Origin of the sequence: Burkholderia sp. 28_3 (assembly GCF_003253915.1) — a bacterium.
Classification (GTDB): Bacteria; Pseudomonadota; Gammaproteobacteria; order Burkholderiales; family Burkholderiaceae; genus Burkholderia; species Burkholderia cenocepacia.
Window position 1 is genome coordinate 36414 of record NZ_QKZF01000022.1, and the last position, 20041, is coordinate 56454.

Genomic DNA, 20041 nt, shown 5'->3' on the forward strand with positions numbered 1-20041 from the left:
CAACTACATTGCGTGAGGCAACCCATGGAATCGTCCTGCCATTCCGGCACCGTTGCATCGAACGCGCCAACCGGCGCGATCCATCCGGCTGAGGGCGCCCGCCTGTCGTCGGCGCGTGTCGTGCTGCTGGCCGTCTGCTGCGCGGCGAGCGTCGCGAACGTCTACTACGCGCAGCCGCTGCTCGATTCGATCGCGCAGGATTTCGGCGTATCGCTGGCCGCCGTCGGCGGCGTCGTCACCGCGACGCAGCTGGGCTGCGCGCTCGCGCTGCTGTTCGTCGTGCCGCTTGGCGACCTGCTGAACCGCAAGCGCCTGATCGCCGTGCAGCTTCTGCTGCTGACCGCGGCCTGCATCGGCGTGGCCGCCGCGTCGACACGCATCGCGCTGCTGGCGGGAATGGTCGCGGTCGGATTGCTCGGCACCGCGATGACGCAAGGACTGATCGCGTGCTCGGCCGCTCTCGCCGGCGCAGGCGAACGCGGGCGCGTGGTGGGCGCCGCGCAGGGCGGCGTCGTGGTCGGGCTGCTGGCCGCGCGCTCGCTGGCGGGTGTCGTCACCGACATCGCGGGGTGGCGGGCCGTCTATCTCGTATCGGGCGCCCTCGCGATCGCGATGCTGGTCGTGCTGTCGCGGCTGCTGCCCGCAATGCGCGAACCGCGCGAACGCATCGGTTACGCGGCGCTGCTGCGGTCGATGGTCGCGCTGCTGCGCGATGAACGTGCGTTGCGCGTGCGCGGCGCGATCGCGCTGCTGATGTTCGCGGCGTTCAGCATCTTCTGGAGCGCGCTCGTGCTGCCGCTGAGCGCGCCGCCGCACGCGATGTCGCACACGCAGATCGGTGCATTCGGCCTCGTCGGCGCACTCGGGGCGGCGGCCGCCGCCCGCGCGGGCCGGCTCGCGGATCGCGGGCGCGGCGAAGCGACGACCGGCGCCGCACTCGCGCTGCTCGCATGCGCGTGGCTGCCGCTCGCGTTCGGCAATACGTCGATCGCGCTGCTGATCGTCGGCATCGTGCTGCTCGACGTCGGCGGACAGGCCGTGCACGTCGTCAACCAAAGCATGATTCTCGGCGCGCGGCCCGACGCGCATGCGCGCCTCGTCGGCTGCTACATGCTGTTCTATTCGGCCGGCAGCGGGCTCGGCGCGATTGCGGCGACGATGATGTACGCGCGCGCCGGCTGGACCGGCGTCTGCGTGCTCGGTGCGGCGGTGAGCGTGGCCGCGCTCGGCGTGTGGGCCGCGACGCTCAGGCGCGCGTGAGGCGCGCCGGCCGTGCGGATCGAACGGGAAAAGCCGGCCCGCCCTCGGCGGGCGGCCGGCACGCGAACCGGCCGCGCACGCGCGCCGGTCGGGCTTTCGGTTCCGCTGCGGTTCGGCGGCGCGCCGCGGGCGTTCAGCCGGCTGCCTGAATCGCCTCCTCGTACACGCCGGCCACGCGGCGCGCGATCACCGCATTGTCGAAATGATCGCGCGCATAGCGCTTGCACGCGGCCTCGTCGGGCAGCGCGATCGCGCCCGACAGCGCACCGCCGAGCCCTTCCGCGATCGCATCGGCGCCCGTCGACGGCAACACCAGATCGTTCGACAACCCGGCGACCGCCTCCGGCAGCCCGCCGACCGGCGTGACCAGCACCGGCGTGCCGGACGCCAGCGATTCGACGGTGATCAAGCCGAAGCCCTCGAGCGCGACCGTCGGCACGACGCTGACCGTCGCCGCGCGGTACAACGCCGCGAGATGGTGATCGGGCACGAAACCGAGCAGCTTCACGTTGTCCTGCAGCCCCGCTTCGTCGATGCGCTGCTGCAGTTCCTCGCCGATCTTGCCCTTGCCGGCGATCAGCAGCAGCACGTCCGGGTGACGGCGCTTGACGAGGCCGATCGCATCGATCAGGTCCTCCAGCCCCATGCGCCGCACGAGCCGGCGCACGGCCAGCACGATCGGCCGGTCCTGCGGCAGTTGCAGCTTGTGCCGCGCCTCGGCGGGCGTGAGCGGCGTGTCGAACTGCGCGGTATCGACGCAGCCCGGGATCACACGCACGCGCGACGGATCGATCCCGTAGCGGTTCGTCAGGATCTGGCCGAATGCCTGCGACAGCACGATCAGCCGCGACGAGCGCGTATAGACGGCCTGTTCGAGATAGCGCTTCGCGCGCTGTCCGAGCGACGCGGCGCCCTCGACCTGGCTTTCGTCGGCCCACGGCCCCTGGAAGTGCGACACCTGCGGAATCCCGCGCGTCACATCGAGCCCCGGGAACGTGTACAGCGCGAAGTGCGACGAAATCACGTCCGGCCGCGCGCTGCGGATCTCGTCGCGCAGCGCGCGCCGCGCGGCGAGCATCCGGCGCGCGAGCGGCTCCGACGCGGGACCGAAACCCTGGATCGCCCCGCCCGTGTCGTCGGCGACCTTCGGCGAGCCGGCGACGAGCCCGCGCACCTCGACGCCCGCGCCGGGCAGCGCGCCGACGAGCGAGTAGTACATCCGGTCGAGGCCGCCCGCGCGTTCGGGAAACCAGTGCATGCCGATCTGCAACGATTTGATCGGCCGGGAAGATTGGGACATCACGGTTGCTCCTGCGTGATTGCATGCTCGACCCGCTCGAAGGCGGACGGCTGCGTGGGTTGGCCGATGCGCCGGTAAAGCGCGACGTACTGGGCGCCCATGTGCGCCCAGCCGAAACGGGTCATCAGTTCACGGGCCGCGTCGCCCATCGCGCGACAGGTGTCGCGCGATGCCGCGAGCGCGCCGATCGCCTGCGCGAGCGCGGCGGGATCGTCCGGGTCCTCCAGCACGATCCCGCATTCGCGCGTGATGATTTCCGCGCCGCCCGCCGTGCGCGCGGTGACGACCGGCAGCCCGGCCGCCATCGCCTCCAGCAGCGACAGGCTCATCGCTTCGTAGCGCGACGGAAACACATACGCGTCGACCGAGCGCATCAGCGTCGGCATGTTCTTCACGAGACCGAGGAAATGCACGCGCGAATCGATGCCGAGCGCGCGCGCTTCTTCCGGATACGGGCTGCCGGGCAGATAGCCGGCCACCGCCAGATGCACGTTCGCGGGCAGCTTCGTCAGCGCCTTCAGCACGGTGCCGAGGTTCTTGCGCGGCGTGCGCAGGTCGCCGACGAACAGCAGCAGGAACGCGTCGTCCGGCAGCTTGAACGCCGCGCGGTCGGCCTGCGCGCCCGCGAACGCGCTGCCGTCGACGCCGTTGTAGATCACGCTGATCTTGCGGCTGTCGATGCCGAGCCCGGCAATCTCGTCGGCCACCTTCTGCGATACCGCGGTAATCGCGCGCGAACGCTTGTACGCCCAGCGCTCGAGCACGGTATTCACGCGCGTATAGACGTACTGGTAAGCCGACCACAGCCCCTTGGTGGGCCCGAACGGATAGTACGGACTCTTGAACCAGCCGCCGTGCACGAAGTGCGCGGTATTCACGTCGGCCTTGATCCACGAGATGAAGCCGTTCACGTGCAGCACGTCGTATTCGCCGCGGTGCGCGCGCAGCCACGCCGCGCTTTTCAGCGCGAACACCTGCTGCTTGACGAGGTTCGACGGCCAGAAGCCGCCGACCTTCACCGGCACCCAGCGCACGCGCGGGTCGGCCAGCAGCTCGGGCGCGACGTGCGACGCGACCAGCGTGACCTCGTAGTTTTCGGCCAGCGCCGCGCGCGCGATTTCGTAATTGACGCGGCCCTGCCCGTCGTTATGTCGCACGACGTGCGTGACGATCGCGATTCTCAATGGTCGCCTCCCCGTGAACGCGCGGCGGCCAGCAGGCGTTGCGCCTTCTGCCAGTGCGCCGCGGCAAGTATCGAAAAAATGGCTGTGAACATCAGCAGGCCGCCGGTGCCGATCAGCGAGTTCGTGAACACGAGCATCGCGAAGGTCGACAGGCACAGGCTCAGGCATGCCGCGACGAATTTGTCCTGGCGCAACTTGAACGCCGCGCGCAGCGTGCGGCCGAACAGCATCACGACGCCGGCGAGATACAGCAGCGTGCCGGGCCAGCCGAGCACGAACGGCACGTTCATCACGCCGCTGTCGAAGCTGCCGTATTTGCCGAGTTCGCCGCTGTCGCTCGACAGCTTCGTGGACGCGCCGGTCGCGCCCATCCCTTCGCCGGCGACGTCGGTGAACGCCGTCTGCGCGAAGGTCGCGTAGAACTTGTTGCGGTCGTCGTAGCTGCGGTCGTCCTTCAGGTTCGTGATCGACTGCAGGCGCGCGCCGAGCCGGTCGGCCACCGGCCCGACGGTCAGCAGCGGCACGCACAGCCCGACCAGCACGACGCCGCTGATCAGGATCCGCATCCGCACGCGGTTGCTCGATTGCACGAGCTGGATCGCGAGCGCGATCACCCAGCCGCCCCACGTCGAGCGCACGAGACACAGCGCGAACGACACGAAGCCGGCCGCCCCGGCGAACCAGCGGATCTTCTGCGGCGCCGCGAACACGAACACCAGCGCGCCCATGATCGCGAACGCGAACGGGCCGGACGAGTTCATCGTGCTGAACACGCGCACGCCGTACGGCACCGGCTCGCCCTGCGAGCCCATGTCCGAGCCGATCATCCACAGCACGTCCCACTGCGGCATCACGAAGTACTGCACGATGCCGTACAGGCCCATCACGAGCATGCCCCACATGAACGTGGACAGCAGCACGTCGCGATACTCGGGATAGTCGCGCGCGTTGACCATGATGTGGAAGCCGATCAGCACCGGGTACACCCAGTTCGCGAGATCGTAGGTCGCGGCCATCACGCCGCTCGACACGATCCCGACGAGGTACGCATACGCGAGCCCGAACAGCATCAGCAGCACCGGGATGCCGCGCCGCTGCGCGAGCACGCGGTAATGCCTGAGCAGCCCCAGGCCGGTGATCATCGTCACCGCGAGCGGCGCGACCTGGATCAGGCTCGTCGGCGTGAACGCGCCCTTCGACCAGTCGGCCAGGCGACGCACCTCCGGGCTCAGGAACCACACCCACCACATGAAGCCGACATAGCGCGCCGGGCTCTTGAAATACAGCCAGATGCCGACCGCGATGGCCAGCACCGGGAACGCGAGCGTCAGCACCTTGCCCTGGTGGATGGCGATCAGCGCGGCGGTAAACGTCCACAGCCCGGCCTGGCCGGCCCAGTGCTTCGGCTCGGCGAACCAGCTGCGGGCGCGCGACGGCGCACGTTCGGCGGCAATCGTACTCATCGATCCGCTCTCAGCGCGACGACGGACGCGAATCCGCGAGCGGCATCGCGACGCCGGCCGCCGCGGGCGTGCGGCGCCGGCGCAGCATGTCGCGCGTGATCCGCACGTGCTGCTCGGCGAACGCCTGCGTGGTCAGGTCGCGCTCGCGCAGGCACGCGGCGGCCGCCCGCGCGCAGTCGAGCGCCGCCACCGGATCGGCGACGAAGCGATCGGCGGCCTGGCGCATCGCCTGCGCGTCGAACGCCGGCACGTAGGCGGCCGTATCGTGCGGGAAGTAGTCGCTCAGGCCGCCCACGTCGGACACGATCATCGGCTTGCCGACGGCTGCCGCCTCGAGCATCACCGTGATGCCGGACGCGTGGAAATTCGGCCGCAGCGGCACGACGATCACGTCGGCCCACGCGTACAGTTCATGCTGCTTCGCGAGCCCCGACGCGGGGCCGATCTTCACGTTCGGCGCGTGCCATTCGCGCGGCACGCGGCGGCGCGTCGCGAGCCGCACGTCGTAGCGCGCGTCGCCGCCGAACGCGGCGAGGAACGTGCGCCAGTCGCGGTCGCGGTCGTTACCGATCGCCGCGATCCGCAACGGCCGGTTCGGCGTCCATTGCTGCGGCTCGACCGGCGGGAAATCCTGCGTGTTCAGCCCGTAGTAGACGAACTCGGCGTCGCGTCCGAGATAGCGGCGGCACAGGTCGGCGTTGTCGCGGGCCAGCGTGGTCAGCGCGTCGGCGCGCGCGATCAGCTTGCGGTACAGCCAGCGGCGCGGGCCGCCGAAGCTGCCCCACTTGTCGAACAACCACACGCTCTGCGCGAGCAGCAGCGGGCGCTTGCCCTGCTCACCGGCGAGCTTCAGGATCAACGCGGCAGCCAGATGCTCCTGCTCGGTATGCGTCCAGATCACGTCGGTATCGAGCAACGCCGCGCGATTGCGCCACGCATGCACGACGTCGAAGCCGAGCGCCGCCTTCAGCGCGCGGCGCGCGACGCTCACGACGCGGTTTTCGGCGCCGTCCTGCGAATAGGTCAGCCGGAATTCGTCGGATTCGGCGTGGTGATAGCCGTACAGGCAGCCGATGTCGTCGCCTTTCCGGTAGGTACGCGGATCGGCGCCGTGGAACAGATGGACGTGGACTTTCGTTGCAGCCTTCGTGGTCATGCGAGCCCTCCGGAGGGGGCCGCGCGCGGTGCGCGCGGGCCGTTCAAGACGTCACCGGCGGCATCGCCGCACGGTGGGGGGCGAGATTCGTGCGGCGCGCATCGCGCGCGCCGCGGCGCACCGCGCGCCAGTGCGCGAGCACACGCTCGCGCCGGGCGCCAGGCAGCGACAGCAGCACGTGCGCGAAGCCGGGATAGACGCGCGTACCGACCAGCGTCCACCACCACCACGCGATCTCGCGCCGCAGCGGCGGCAAATGCTCGCGCAGGATCAGATGCAGGTTGTACGCGCCGTTGCTGATCGCGTTCAGCGACGCGGCATCGCGCCGGTCGTCGTCGAAGCGCTCGGCCGGGAAGTGATCGACCGCGATCGACGGGTCGTAGACGAGCTTCCAGCCTTCGCGCTGCACGTGCATGCTGAAGCCCATGTCGTTGTGCACCTGCGCGCCGGCGCCGCGCAGCCGCGTGTCGAAGCGCAGCCGCTCGATCGCCGCGCGCCGGTAGCTCATGTTCGCGCCCTTGAGCATGTCGACTTCGCGCGCGCCGCCGACGCCGAGGTGATGATTGCCGACGATCTTGCCGGACAGCGTGAGCTGGCCGACGAGCTCTCTCGATTCGTCGAGCACGCGGCCTTTCTCGTGCACCCAGTCGCGTCCGCCGACCGCGCCCACGCGCGGATCGGACAGGAACGCGGCTTCGATGCGCGCGAGCCAGTCGGGACGCGGCGCCGCATCGTCGTCGGTGATCGCGACGATGTCGCCGTTCGCCGAGTCGAGCCCCTTGTTCAGCGCGGCGACCTGCCCCGGCACGTCAACCGGCACGAGGCGCAGCGGCAGCGCGCCGCCGACCGCCGGATCGGCGAGCCGTTCGTGCGTCGCGTCGTCCTCCGGGCGCGCGACGACGATCACCTCGTCGGGCAGCCGCTGCTGCCGCTGCAGCGCCAGCAGGCAGCGCGCGAGGTCGGCGGGACGCCGATAGGTCGGAACGAGCACGGAAATTTTCATTCGAGGTTCTCCAGTCGGCCGGGTCGGCGCGCGTGGCGCCGGCCCGGTTTCGCGCGACCCGGTCACGCGCTCAGGTATTCGTGCACGGCCGCATAGCCGCGGCCGTAGCCGCGCGCCTTCGGCGGCACGCCATTGAAGATCCCGCCTTCCAGATCGACGCCCGCGGTGCGCAGGCGCTTGATCGCATCGGCGATCTCGCCTTCGGTATGCATGCCCGAGCGCAGCACGAGGAAGGTCGAGCCGGCCATGCGGCCGATGATGGTCGCGTCGGTCACCGCCAGCACCGGCGGCGAATCGATCAGCACGACGTCGTAGCGTTTGCCGAGCCCTTCGAGGTATTGCGGCAGGCGCGTCGACATCAGCAGCTCCGACGGGTTCGGCGGGCGCGTGCCGGCCGAGATGAACGACAGGCCCTGCACCGGCGTCTCGCGCACGGCATCCTCGAGCGCCGATTGATCGCTCAGCAGCTCCGACAGGCCCGGCTGCACGGTGAGGCCGAAGTAGCGGTCGAGCATCCCGCGCCGCATGTCGGCGTCGATCAGCAGCACGCGCTTGCCCGAATGCGCAAGCAGCACCGCGAGGTTGACCGTCAGGAAGCTCTTGCCGATGCCCGGCGTCGGGCCGGTCAGCACGATCACGCGGTTCTTCGCGTCCATCATCGCGAACTGCATCGCGGTGCGCAGGCTGCGCATGCTTTCGACGCTCAGGTCCTTCGGCCGCAGGCTCGCGAGAATCGGCCGCGCACGGCTGCCGCCCTTCTCCGCCGCCGCGTCGAGCTTCACCTGCTCGGCGCTTTGCGGCACCAGCCCGTACAGCGGCAGGTTGAACGCGCGCTCGATGCGGTCCGGATCCTCGATGCCCTGGAACAGGTTGCGACGCAGGAACACGACGCCGGTGCCAAGGATCAGCCCGAGGAACACGGCGGCCGACAGGATCAGCACCTTCTTCGGCTTGACCGGCGCGCCCGGGCGCAGCGCCGAATCGATCAGGTGGATGTTGCCGCCCGTGCCGGCCTTCTGCACCGACAGTTCCTGCACGCGGTTCAGCAGCAGCACGTAGATGTCCTCGGCGACCTTCGCGTCGCGCTGGAGCTGGACGGCCTTCACTTCGGTCGCCGGCAGGCTGCGGAAGCGGTTGCTGAACTTGTCCTTTTCGCCCTGCAGCTCCGCGAGCTGCTGCTTCGCGGCGATCACCATCGGGTGCGAATCGGTGAAGCGCTGCGCGAGCGACGCGAGCTGCAGGCGTTGCGCGGCGATCTGCTGCTCGTACTGCACGCTGCCTTCGAGGTAGACCTTCGCCTCGTCGCTCGCGTTGATCGAGCCCGACGTGCGCTGGTATTGCGTGAGCGCGGCCTCCGCGCGTTCGAGGTCGGCCTTCAGGCGCGGCTCCTCGCCCTTCAGGAAGTCGAGCATCTTGGTCGCTTCGGCCTGCTTCGCGACCACGTGCTGGTTCAGGTACGACTGCGCGAGCGCGTTCGCGATCGCGGCGGTCTGGTCCGGGTCCTTGCCTTCGAGCGAGATCTGCACGACGCCGGTCTGCTTGCCCTGCTCGCTCACCTGGATACCGGCCTGGAACCCGCTGATCGCGTCGAGATCGTTGTAGCGAACCACCGTGAATTGCGTGCCGGGGCGCGCGACGAGCTTCTGCACGAGCAGCGTCACGCCGCCGCCCTGCGCCGATTCGCCGACGCGGCCCGCCAGCAGCCGCGTGCCGTTCTCGTCGACCAGCGAATAGGTGCCGTTCGGGCCGGCCGTCAGCGTCAGCTTCTTGCCTTCGAGCGCCGGCACGACGTTGATCGTGTCGATGTCGGCGACTTCGCCGCCCCACGCATACGATTTCAGGCCGAGCCACGGCCGCGACGGCGTGCCCGGCGTCGCGAGGCGCGCGGCGAGGCTGCCGATCACCGGCAGCGTCTTCGGCGCGACCGTGAAGTTCAGCTTGAACTGGTCGACGACCGGCGCGACGACGCCGCGGCTCTTGATGATCTCGATTTCCGCGTCGGTCGGCGCCTGCTGCGGGCCGCTGTTGATCGACGCGCCCGTCTGCGTCTGCGTGAGCGCCTGCGACGTGTTGTCGTTGCCCTCGACCCGCACGTGCACGTCCGCCTGGTAGACCGGCTTCGCGATGAAGCAGTAGAGGCCGGCGAGCGCGACGACCGTCACCGCGATGCCGAGCAGCAGCCAGATGTCGTCCATGATGACCTGGAGCAACTGGCCGAGGACGACGTCCTCTTCCTCGGTCTTCGCGGTCAGGTCCGCGTAGGAGTGTTTCGCTTGCGTGTTCACCATTCGTTCCCGCTTGAGTGGTGCCGGGGGGCGGACGCCACCCCGGCGGGCTATCAGCGCGTGATTTGCCGCATGTAGAAGATCGTCTGGATCGTCGGCAGCACCTGCTGCAGCACGCGGTTGAACTGCACCGAGCTGGCCGTGCTGACGTAGACGACGTCGAGCGGTTGAAGCGGGAAGCGACTCGACAGCATCAGCGCGTCGGGCTGCGTCATGTCGAGACGGAACACTTCAGGCTTCGTCGGGTTGTCGCGCATCCCGCGCATCACGTAGATCTTGCGCGGGTTCGCATCGGTGTCGAGAATCCCGCCGCCCGCGGTCAGCGCATCGGCGATGGTCAGCCGGCCCTTGAGCATCGGCACCGTGACCGGCGTCTTGACCTCGCCCATGATGAACACGCGGCTGTCGCTGCGGTCCGGCACGTTGACGATGTCGCCCGGCTGCAGCATCACGTTCTGCTTCACTTCGCCGCGATCGAGCACGCCGTTCGCGTCGAGCGTGTACAGCTTGCCGTCGCGCGTCAGGCGCACGCGCTGGAGGTCGGCCTCGGCGGTCGAACCGCCCGAGCGCGAGATCGCGTCGACGAGCGTGAGCGGCACGTCGCTCACCGCGAGCGGGCCCGGCTGCTTGACCTCGCCCGTCACCTGCACCTTCTGGCTGCGGAACGACAGCACGCGCACGTCGAGCTGCGGATTCTTCACGTAGCGCGCGAGGCTGGACGCCATCTCGTCGCGGATCTGCGCGACCGTCTTGCCCGCCACGCGGATGCGGCCGACGAACGGGAAGAAGATCGTGCCGTCGGCGGCGACCGTCTGGCCGTACGGATCGGCCTGGCCCGGCAGCGCGGTCGTATACGGCTGCTGCAGCGCGCCCGCGACCGATTGCGTCGTGTTGCCGCCGCTCGAGAACGACTGGCCCTGCGGCGTCGTCAGCTCCGGGTGATCCCACACGGTGACGCCGAGGATGTCCTGCGGGCCGACGCGATACGTGTACTGCGACGGATCGGTGTAACGTCCCGGCGGCAGCGGGTGATCGACCTGCGCTTTCTGCAGCTGGTCCATCACCACTTTGGCGTCGATGTAATGAACCGGATAGGTTTCGGCCGCTTCCTGCCGGCCTTCGTCCTTCAGGTTCGACGAGTCGAGGTAGTTGCCGGGCGTGGTTGCACAGGCTGACAGGAAAGTCGTCAGCGCGACGGCAAGCGCCACCGGGCGCATCGGGCGTTTCAGCATAGTTTCTGTAGCCATCCTTGAACCAGACGTTCGATCAGTGAGTAGCTCTCGCGGTAGTCGGCCTCCGGGCCGCCGTGCGGGTCCGCAATCTCGGCCCCTTCCCACTTGCCGAGCAGGTGAACCTTGCCGCGCGCGAACGGATCGACCGCTTCGACGGCCGCGATCTGTCGGCGCTCGCTGACGAGAATCAGGTCGGCGTCGCGCACGATCCGGCGCGACAGCCGCCGCGAGCGGTGGGTCGTCGCATCGACGCCGCGCTCGGCCAGCAGTTGCCGCATCACCGGATCGATGCCGTCGCCGTCGTTCGCGTGCACGCCGGCCGAGTGGAACGTCGGACGCGGGCCGCCGCGCGACGCGGCGTGCGACTTGAACAGCATTTCCGCCGCCGGGCTGCGGCAGACGTTCGCGTGGCAGACGATCAGGATGTTCCGGAACATGGCGTCTCGTAACGAGTGACGGAAAACGGGTTACGCGCTGGCGCGCGCGGCGCCCGGCACGCGGGCGGCGACCGCCTGGCGCGAGCCCGGCCGCCCGATCGGGTGATACTCGATGCCCTGCTCGCTCATCGTCTCCGGCTCGTACAGGTTGCGGCCGTCGAAGATCACCGGCGTCTTCCACAGGCGGCCGAGCGCGACGAAGTCGGGGCTCTTGAACGCCTTCCATTCGGTGACGATCACGAGCGCGTCGGCGTCGCGCGCGGCCTGCGCCTCGTCGTCGACGAAGGTGAGGCGTTCGAGCCAGCTCGGGTGATCGGCCAGATCGAGCGCGATCACGCGGCGCGCTTCCTGCTGCGCGACCGGGTCGTACGCGGCGACGCGCGCGCCGCGCGACAGCAGCTCGGCGATCAGCTCGCGGCTCGGCGCCTCGCGCATGTCGTCGGTGTTCGGCTTGAACGCGAGGCCCCACAGCGCGAACGTGCGGCCGCTCAGGTCCTCGCCGAAGCGCGCGACGATCTTGTCGGCGAGCACGCGCTTTTGCGTCGCGTTGACCGACGACACGGCCTTCAGGATCTGCAGCGACTGGCCGTGCTCGTCGGCCGTGCGGATCAGCGCCTCGACGTCCTTCGGGAAGCACGAGCCGCCGTAGCCGCAGCCGGCGTACAGGAAGTGGTAGCCGATGCGCGGATCGGAGCCGATCCCGCGGCGCACGGCCTCGATGTCCGCGCCGAAACGGTCGGCGAGGTTCGCCAGCTCGTTCATGAACGAGATGCGCGTCGCGAGCATCGCGTTCGCCGCGTACTTCGTGAACTCGGCCGAGCGCACGTCCATGTACAGCGTGCGCTCGTGATTGCGGTTGAACGGCGCGTAGAGCTTCTTCATCAGCTCGCGGGCGCGCTCGCCCGGCACGTCGTCGTCGCAGCCGATCACGATGCGGTCCGGCCGCGTGAAATCGTCGACGGCCGCGCCTTCCTTCAGGAATTCCGGATTCGACACGACCGAGAACATCTGGTCGCCGCCGCGCTTCGCGAGCTCCTCGGCGACCGCCGCGCGCACGCGCTCGGCCGTGCCGACCGGCACCGTCGACTTGTCGACGATCACCTTGAAGCCGGTCATGTAGCGGCCGATGTTGCGCGCCGCCGCGAGCACGTACTGCAGGTCGGCCGAACCGTCCTCGTCAGGCGGCGTGCCGACCGCGATGAACTGCACGTCGCCGTGCGCGACCGCGGCCTCGATGTCGGTCGAGAAGCGCAGGCGGCCGGCCGAACGGTTGCGCGCGATCACTTCCTTCAGGCCCGGCTCGTGGATCGGCACGCCGCCGTCGTTCAGGATGTCGATCTTCGCTTGGTCGACGTCGAGACAGAACACGTCGTGCCCGATGTCGGCGAGACAGGCGCCGGTGACAAGCCCTACGTAACCGCTGCCGATGATAGTCAGATTCATGATGTGTCGGACCCCTTGACCAATGATTCGAAATTCGTAAAACCGGAATGCCTGCGTGACGCAGCGCGTCGGTGTCAGTACGCGTTGCTGCCGGTGAACCCTTTCCACAGCGTCAGCACGACGATCTTGATGTCGAGCCAGAACGACCAGTTCTGCATGTAGTACAGGTCGAGCTTCACGCGGCCCATCATCTTCTCGATCTGGTCGGTTTCGCCGCGAAAGCCGTTGATCTGCGCCCACCCGGTGATGCCGGGCTTGATCCGGTAGCGGAACATGTAGCCCTTGACCAGATCCTTGTAGATGTCGTCGTGCGCGAGCGCATGCGGGCGCGGCCCCACCACCGACATCTCGCCCTTCAGCACGTTGATGAACTGCGGCAGCTCGTCGAGGCTCGTGCGGCGCAGGAACCGGCCGACCGGCGTCACGCGCGAGTCGTTCTTGGTTGCCTGCGTGACCTGCCCGGCCACTTCCTGATGCACCTTCATCGAGCGAAACTTGTAGATCTCGAACTCGTGCCCGTCGATGCCCTTGCGCTTCTGCCGAAAGAACACCGGCCCGCGCGAGGTCAGCTTGATCAGCGCCGCGATCAGCACCATCACCGGCGCGAGCGCCGTGAGCGCCGCCAGCGCGAACAGCCGGTCGAACACGAACTTCGGCAGGATCCGCACGTCGGTGATCGGCGACGCCGCGAGGTTGATCGCCGGCACGCCGAGCACCTCGACCACTTCCTGATTGAAGAACGACAGCGTGCGCACGTCCGGAATGAAGCGGATGTTCACGAAGTCGTGGCGAAACACCGTCACGATCTGGTGAATCCGGCGCTCCTCCGTGATCGGCAGCGTGAGCCACAGCTCGCTGATCGCGCGGCTGCGCACCAGCCACACCAGCGATTCGAACTGCCGCTCGATGCGCACGTCGTCGAGCGCGACTTCGCCCGGCGCCTCGCTTTCGTCGTACACGCACACCGGGTTGAAGCCGGCCTCCGGCCGCGCCCGCATCTGCGCGATCAGCCGCCGCGCCGCCGGCGTGCCGCCGACGATCGCGACCGCCTTCAGGTTGTAGCCGCCGCGGCGCAACTGCCGCAGCACGACGTGCACGCAGGCCTTCGAGCCGGCGAGCAGCGCCATCGTCACCAGCGCCCAGTAACCCAGCCACAGCCGCGACAGGTCGCCCGACTGGTGAAAGCTGAAGCTCATCAGGATGCCCGCGAGCTCGACCGCGAGCCACGCGAACGCGACGCGCCCCATCAGCCCGACGAGACGCTTGCCGCGCCACGACTGGTAGATGCCGACGGCCGGAAAGAACACGACGACCAGCAGGCAGTCGAACAGCACCGTCGTGCGCTGCAGGTCGCTGAGCCCGATGCTGCCGTCGTGCAGCGCGGCCGCGATCAGCGCGCCCGTCACGACCATCGCGATATCGATGACTCTCGCCAGCACGCTCAACATGTCCGTTTCCTCTTCTTTGAACAGGCGTTTGCCGAACAGCTCCTCGTGCGACCCGTGCCGCACCTTCGATTCAAACGTTGCATGACGCTATTGAAGCGACAAGAAAATTCCCCCTCAAGCGCACAAGTATTTCGAAAAATAATCGGAAATTCTTGCCGCGATCTTTTTTAATTAAATCGGCAGGTTTTCCCGAATCGGGCGGAAACAGGGATTTTTTCAGAGTCGTTACGCTTGCCGTGCACCCTTTGCGGGCGGGCACGTCCGGCCGGCGACCGGAATTATTTTTTATTTTTTTATTTCCAGCCGATGCCATCGAGGAAAATTCTTCCGGATGAATGCGTGGCGGATATTCGGCATTGGGTCCGGTTTTATTGTCGATTTACTTCATGCTACAACGACAGGCACTGACTTCAACCGTGGAGAGTGTCATCATGAATGCTCCGGCAGTGGCCGCCGAAACGCGCCATTCTTCTTCCGCCGCAACCGCCGTCGGCACGCCCGCCGTCGGTATGCGTCTCGCCGTGCAGCCCGTGATTCTTGCCGGCGGTTCCGGCACGCGCCTGTGGCCGATGTCGCGCGAGCGTTTCCCGAAACAGCTGATCGGCCTGCTCGGCGATCATTCACTGCTGCAGTCGACCGCGCTGCGCCTCGACGGCCTGACGGCCGATCACCCGCTGAACGACGACGTGCTGATCGTATGCGGCGAGGATCATCGCTTCACGACCGCCGAACAGCTGCGCCTGACGGCCAAGCGCGCGACCATCATGCTCGAGCCGCTCGGCCGCGACACCGCGCCCGCGCTGACGCTCGCCGCGCTGCGGCTCGTCGCCGACGGCAACGATGCGGTGATGACCGTGATGCCGGCCGACCATGCGGTCGCCGACCTGCCGCGCTTTCACGCGGCCGTCGCGGCCGGCGTGCACTGCGCCGCGCAAGGCAAGATCGCGACCATGGGCATCGTGCCCAAGCACGCGGAGACCGGCTACGGCTACATCCGCGTCGGCGCGCCGCTCGGCGACGCCGGGACCGGCACCCTCGACGTGCGCCGCCTCGACCGTTTCGTCGAGAAGCCGCACCTCGAGCTCGCGCAGCAGTACGTCGCGTCGGGCGAATACTGGTGGAACAGCGGCATCTTCATCGTGCGCGCGTCGGTCTGGCTGAAGGCGATCCGGCAGCTGGAACCCGCGATCTACGCAGCGTGCGAACAGGCCGTCGCCCAGGGCCGGGACGATGGCGATTTCTTCCGCGTCGATCGCGACGCGTTCGCCGCGTCGCCGTCGAACTCGATCGACTATGCGGTGATGGAACCGCTCGCGAGCCAGCCGCAACTGTGCGAGAGCGTGGTCGTGCCGCTCGACGCGGGCTGGTCGGACGTCGGTTCGTGGGACGCGATCTGGCAGATCTCGGCGAAGGACGAGACCGGCAACGTCGGCCGCGGCCACGTGCTGTTCGAAGGCGCCGAATCGACGTTCGCGCATTCGGAAAGCCGCCTCGTCGCGTGCGTCGGCACGCGGAACCTGGTCGTCGTCGAAACGCCCGACGCCGTGCTCGTCGCGGACAAATCGCGCGTGCAGGACGTGAAGAAGATCGTCGGGCACATCAAGGCGCGACAAGGCACCGAAGCGACCGATCACCGCAAGGTCCATCGTCCGTGGGGCCACTACGACTCGGTCGACACCGGCGAGCGCTTCCAGGTGAAACGCATCGTCGTGAAGCCGGGCGCGCAACTGTCGCTGCAGATGCACCACCACCGCGCCGAACACTGGATCGTCGTGCGCGGCACCGCGCGCATCACGCGCGGCGACGAAACGTTCCTGCTGTCCGAAAACGAATCGACGTACATTCCGCTCGGCGTATCGCACCGCCTGGAGAACCCGGGCAAAATGCCGCTCGAACTGATCGAAGTGCAGTCGGGTGCGTATCTCGGCGAGGACGACATCGTCCGCTTCGACGATACCTACGGCCGGCAGTAACGCGCCATGCACCCCCGGGCGCCGCTTCGACGGCGGCGCCCGGGCAATACGGACATGATGGAAAAACCGGACGGGCGCGCGGCGCGGGCATCGTGGCACACGACGGCCCGCGCGTCGCGCGGGGACGACGATCAACCGACGCGATACGCGTATTCGCGACGCTCCGACTGCACGGGATCGTTGCGGCTTTCCGACAACGCACCCGCGCGACGCTCGGCGATGAAGCGCTTGATGTCCGATTCCGCACGCGCCAGCGCCGACAAACCGGCCAGCACTTCGCCTTGCGGCTCGCGCGCCGGCGCGTCGCTCGCACCGTGGCGATCGATCCACTGACGCGCCCAGTCGAGCGCATACTGCTCGGCTTCCTCGGCATCGGTGAAGCGCGGGCCGATCAGGCCCGAGCGTTCGACGCGCCGGTCGTCCTGCGAGATCTCGGCCCACGCGCGATACATCAGGTTCTGCACGGGCTGCGCGGTGCCGCTGATCGTATAGCCGCGATACTCGTCGATCTGCGGCTCGGCCGACGAGAAGCTCGCGGACGACGCCCGCGCATGGCGCAGTTCCGTGGCCGGCGCGCCGGGCACCGAGAACGACACGTCGGCGCGGCCGTCCACCTGGTCGGCCGACATCGTGCTCAACGACGCACCCTCGCCCTCCCAAACGTTTGCCTGCGCAACCGGCAATTGCCACGACTCGGGGTTTTGCCAGAACACGCCACGCAGACGATCGTTGTCGGGCACCGGCTCCGCGCGGCGAGCCGGCACGACGGCCTCCGGCGGCGGCGGAATATACGCGAACGTGCGCCCGCTGAACTGGGTCAGCACGTCGATCATCTGCAGCAGCGTGCCGTTCGCGAGCCACTCCTCGTAGCGACGACGGCACGTCGGCCCGGACGGATAGCGACCGGGCAGCTTGGACCAGGCTTCCCCGGTCGTCAGGATCCACAGCACCGCGTTGGCGACGACACGCGGTTCGGCGCGTGGACGCCCGCGACGGTTCAGCCGGATGGGTTCATCGGCGATCAGCGCTGAAAGGCGAAACCACTCTTCATCGTTAAGCTCATCGAAGAACATAGTCGATCTCTCCACGCAGCCAGGCCGGGGCTGCGATTGGCGGCGCCGTCGCGACACATCGCGTCGCGGGGCGGCCAGGTTGCACATTATGGTTATCCGGCGTTGTGCATACCGGGCGACACCGCACTTTCACGGTGCCGCGATTCCCGGCAATGGCGCACAAATCGCGGTCTCACTCCAATGTGGGAATTTTTGTGCACGAAGCATACCATCCCTAGGGTTTATCTCAATATGACAATGACTTAATGTTACGCACTGAAACAACCTGCCATGGGCGGGCAATCCATTTACGCTTGAATTTTTTTGCGAGATCTTTATGCCGATGGCTGCAAAGGCCCGTCCGGCGGGGCTCCGCAGCGTCTGAAGAATGCGCTGAAACAGGCGGTTTCGGGCTGCTCCGACCCCTGCCGGCAACACCGCCCGGAATAGCCTCCGAAAATCGGTAAATCAGGGGAAAATTCGTAACAAGATATTCACGAATCGGTAAATCATTCAAATTGCGCTGAATCAAATTATCTTCATGCACAATCTCTTTATTGTTTCTCTGCGAGTGATGAAAACACGCTGACGCCGCGCGCCCAATGTGTCCCCGCATGCAAATCCGTCACGCTTGTTACATTTTCGCGGCGAGCGCCGCACGGCCGCGCCGGACGGCGCGGGGCGCGGGTTTCCTCGGGTCGGAACGGAAAAGCGCAAGCCCGCGTGCGCGGCACGCGGCGCGGGGAGGCCCTGGCGCTAGCGCAGATCGCCGGCCAGCGACGCGGTCACGTCCGCGTCCACCCGCTGCGGCGGCATCGTGTAGGCCGGGTGATCGCAGCCGATCGACAGTGCCGCGCCACCCTTGAGCGCCGCGCACATCGGCGCATCGAACTCGAAGCGCACGAAGTGCACGGCCGACGTCTTCTCCGCGTTGTCGCGCTCGAGATCCTCGTCGGCGATCGCGTAGACGCTCGCGTGCCCGTCGACCCGCAGGTACACGCGATCCTCCACGCCGATCAGCCGCGCGAGCGCCGCGCGCCGTTCGATTTCATGCTCGTACTCGATCTGCATCGTCGCCTTCAGGTTGGTGCCGTCGGGCACCAGCGGCAGATACGCGTCGAGCTCCCCTTCGATGCCGGCCTCGTCGAAGATCTTCTCGATGTGCAGCATCTCCTGGATCTGATAGCGGATCGTCGTCTCGTCCTCGAACAGGAAACGCAGGTGGTTGCCGAGCGCCACCGCGCGGCGGCGCTTGTACGCGACGAGCCGCGCGTGTTCGGCCTTGCGGATCTTCGCGTACGCTTCGAGCGTCAGCAGGGAGTCGCGGGTCAGCGTCATGGATGTCCTCGTGGATGGCCGGCAGCGGCTCAGATGCCGTACGCGCGGCGCAGCAGCGTCAGCGGATGCGCGAGCGGCGCGTGCGGCAGCCCCTTTTCGTCGATGCCCTGCACGATGTGATGGCCGGCGAGCGCGCAGTCGGACGAAACGACGTCCGGCTGCGGCTCGGCCATCGCCTTGAACACAGGCGCGCCGATCCGCATTGCCTCCGCATGAAATGCCCTCTTCACGCCGAACGTGCCCGCGTGGCCCGAGCAACGCTCGACCACGTTCACGCGCGTATCGGGCACGAGCGACAGCGCATCGGCCGTCTTGCGGCCGATGTTCTGCACGCGCGCATGGCACGGCACGTGATACGACACGGTGCCGAGGCCGGTCTTGAAATCGGTCTTCAGCAGCCCGTCGCGATGCCGCGCGATCACGTATTCGAACGGGTCCCAGAACGCGTCGGCCACCGCGCGCACGGCTGCGTCATCAGGGAACATCAGCGGCAGCTCGCTCTTGTACATCAGCACGCAGCTCGGAATCGCGCCGATCAGCGCATAGCCGTCGCGCGCGTAGCGTTCGAGCACCGGGATGTTGACGGCCTGCTTCGCGGCGACGCCGTCGAGATTGCCCTGCTCGAGCAGCGGCATCCCGCAGCACGCTTCGCGCGCGACGAGTTCGTACGGGATCTCGTTGTGCGCGAGGATCGCGAGCAGGTCGTGGCCGATTCCCGGCTCGTTGAAATTCACGTAGCAGGTCGCATAGATCGCGACCTTGCCGGGCGTGCGTTCGCCGTCGCGCACGGGCGGGTTGTCCGAACGTCTGGCGGCGCGCCGGAACTTGCGCGGCGCGAATTCCGGCAGCCACGCATGACGATCGACGCCGAGCGCCGCTTCGAGCGCGTGGCGCGCGGGCGGCGTGCGGTTCACCGCGTTGACTGCCTGCGTGACGACCGGAATGCCCGCGAAATGGCCGAGCGCATCGGTATTCGACAGCACCTTGTCGCGCAACGTCGCTTCGCCGCGTTTGTAACGCGCGGCCTTGCCGCGCAGCATCAGGTGCGGGAAATCGACGTTCCACGCGTGCGGCGGCACGTACGGGCATTTCGTCATGTAGCAGAGGTCGCACAGATAGCACTGGTCGACGACCTTGCCGAACGCGGCCTTCGGCACTTCCTCGATGTCGCCCGTCGGCGTGTCGTCGACCAGGTCGAACAGCGCCGGAAACGCGCCGCACAGCGACACGCAGCGCCGGCAGCCGGCGCAGATGTCGAATACACGGGTCATTTCCGCATCGATCGCGGCCTGGTCGTAGAACGCTTCGGACTGCCAGTCGAGCGGATGCCGGGTCGGCGCTTCGAGACTGCCTTCCTTGTGGGGCATGGGACGCTCCCGCGTGGCGCGCATGTGCGCAAGCGCACCGCCCGCGCGCTGCGGGCGGCGACGGAACGAACGGCCGGCTGCGGGCCGGTCGCACGGCGAC

At 68.0% G+C, this 20041-nt stretch carries 16 protein-coding genes; 3 read left to right on the top strand and 13 right to left on the bottom strand.

Annotated elements, in window-relative coordinates; genetic code table 11:
• Positions 1 to 24: 24 nt before the first annotated feature.
• A complete protein-coding gene (locus tag DFS13_RS31830; protein ID WP_060212595.1) occupies positions 25 to 1260 on the top strand; it encodes an MFS transporter in 1236 nt (411 codons plus the stop codon).
• A 133-nt stretch (positions 1261 to 1393) separates the two neighbouring features.
• On the opposite strand, the gene DFS13_RS31835 is transcribed toward DFS13_RS31830, so the two are convergent.
• The 10 genes from DFS13_RS31835 to DFS13_RS31880 form a co-directional block, all read right to left on the bottom strand.
• Positions 1394 to 2560 carry a glycosyltransferase family 4 protein gene (locus DFS13_RS31835; RefSeq protein WP_006482818.1) on the bottom strand — a complete coding sequence of 389 codons (1167 nt, stop codon included), beginning with the start codon at positions 2558 to 2560 and terminating at the stop codon, positions 1394 to 1396.
• Positions 2560 to 3744, bottom strand: a complete 1185-nt coding sequence (locus DFS13_RS31840) for a glycosyltransferase family 4 protein (RefSeq protein ID WP_006482819.1) — start codon at positions 3742 to 3744, stop codon at positions 2560 to 2562. The genes DFS13_RS31835 and DFS13_RS31840 overlap by 1 nt, the downstream gene beginning before the upstream one ends.
• Positions 3741 to 5207: an O-antigen ligase gene (locus DFS13_RS31845; RefSeq protein WP_060212597.1), complete on the bottom strand. Its 1467-nt coding sequence runs from the start codon at positions 5205 to 5207 to the stop codon at positions 3741 to 3743. The genes DFS13_RS31840 and DFS13_RS31845 overlap by 4 nt, the downstream gene beginning before the upstream one ends.
• A 10-nt stretch (positions 5208 to 5217) precedes the next feature.
• Positions 5218 to 6363 (bottom strand): glycosyltransferase family 4 protein, encoded by a 1146-nt coding sequence (locus DFS13_RS31850; RefSeq protein ID WP_006492002.1) that lies wholly within the window; start codon positions 6361 to 6363, stop codon positions 5218 to 5220.
• 43 nt (positions 6364 to 6406) lie between these two features.
• Positions 6407 to 7366, bottom strand: a complete 960-nt coding sequence (locus tag DFS13_RS31855) for a glycosyltransferase family 2 protein (protein WP_006482934.1) — start codon at positions 7364 to 7366, stop codon at positions 6407 to 6409.
• A 62-nt stretch (positions 7367 to 7428) separates the two neighbouring features.
• Positions 7429 to 9654 (bottom strand): polysaccharide biosynthesis tyrosine autokinase, encoded by a 2226-nt coding sequence (locus DFS13_RS31860; protein ID WP_006482932.1) that lies wholly within the window; start codon positions 9652 to 9654, stop codon positions 7429 to 7431.
• Between the two features lie 50 nt (positions 9655 to 9704).
• Entirely contained in the window at positions 9705 to 10883 is a 1179-nt protein-coding gene (locus tag DFS13_RS31865; protein WP_111442592.1) for a polysaccharide biosynthesis/export family protein, read from the bottom strand.
• Positions 10877 to 11320 carry a low molecular weight protein-tyrosine-phosphatase gene (locus DFS13_RS31870; RefSeq protein ID WP_006482944.1) on the bottom strand — a complete coding sequence of 148 codons (444 nt, stop codon included), beginning with the start codon at positions 11318 to 11320 and terminating at the stop codon, positions 10877 to 10879. The genes DFS13_RS31865 and DFS13_RS31870 overlap by 7 nt, the downstream gene beginning before the upstream one ends.
• Before the next feature lie 30 nt (positions 11321 to 11350).
• Positions 11351 to 12763 carry a UDP-glucose/GDP-mannose dehydrogenase family protein gene (locus tag DFS13_RS31875; protein ID WP_006497289.1) on the bottom strand — a complete coding sequence of 471 codons (1413 nt, stop codon included), beginning with the start codon at positions 12761 to 12763 and terminating at the stop codon, positions 11351 to 11353.
• 74 nt (positions 12764 to 12837) lie between these two features.
• Positions 12838 to 14211, bottom strand: a complete 1374-nt coding sequence (locus tag DFS13_RS31880) for an undecaprenyl-phosphate glucose phosphotransferase (protein ID WP_034203384.1) — start codon at positions 14209 to 14211, stop codon at positions 12838 to 12840.
• A 77-nt stretch (positions 14212 to 14288) separates the two neighbouring features.
• Between DFS13_RS31880 and DFS13_RS40450 the strand changes: the two genes are divergently transcribed.
• Positions 14289 to 14546, top strand: a complete 258-nt coding sequence (locus tag DFS13_RS40450; protein WP_162490345.1) for a hypothetical protein — start codon at positions 14289 to 14291, stop codon at positions 14544 to 14546.
• Between the two features lie 96 nt (positions 14547 to 14642).
• Positions 14643 to 16184, top strand: coding sequence for a mannose-1-phosphate guanylyltransferase/mannose-6-phosphate isomerase (locus DFS13_RS31885; protein ID WP_060212599.1), 1542 nt, complete (start codon positions 14643 to 14645; stop codon positions 16182 to 16184).
• Positions 16185 to 16315: 131 nt separating this feature from the next.
• Here DFS13_RS31885 and DFS13_RS31890 read toward each other — a convergent pair whose 3' ends face one another.
• The 3 genes from DFS13_RS31890 to DFS13_RS31900 all read right to left on the bottom strand — a co-directional run bounded on the left by DFS13_RS31890 (position 16316) and on the right by DFS13_RS31900 (position 19941).
• Positions 16316 to 17257: a DUF6566 family protein gene (locus tag DFS13_RS31890; RefSeq protein ID WP_006482942.1), complete on the bottom strand. Its 942-nt coding sequence runs from the start codon at positions 17255 to 17257 to the stop codon at positions 16316 to 16318.
• 735 nt (positions 17258 to 17992) lie between these two features.
• A complete protein-coding gene (locus DFS13_RS31895; protein WP_060212602.1) occupies positions 17993 to 18574 on the bottom strand; it encodes a DUF3501 family protein in 582 nt (193 codons plus the stop codon).
• 29 nt (positions 18575 to 18603) lie between these two features.
• Entirely contained in the window at positions 18604 to 19941 is a 1338-nt protein-coding gene (locus DFS13_RS31900; RefSeq protein WP_060212604.1) for a heterodisulfide reductase-related iron-sulfur binding cluster, read from the bottom strand.
• Positions 19942 to 20041: the final 100 nt, after the last annotated feature.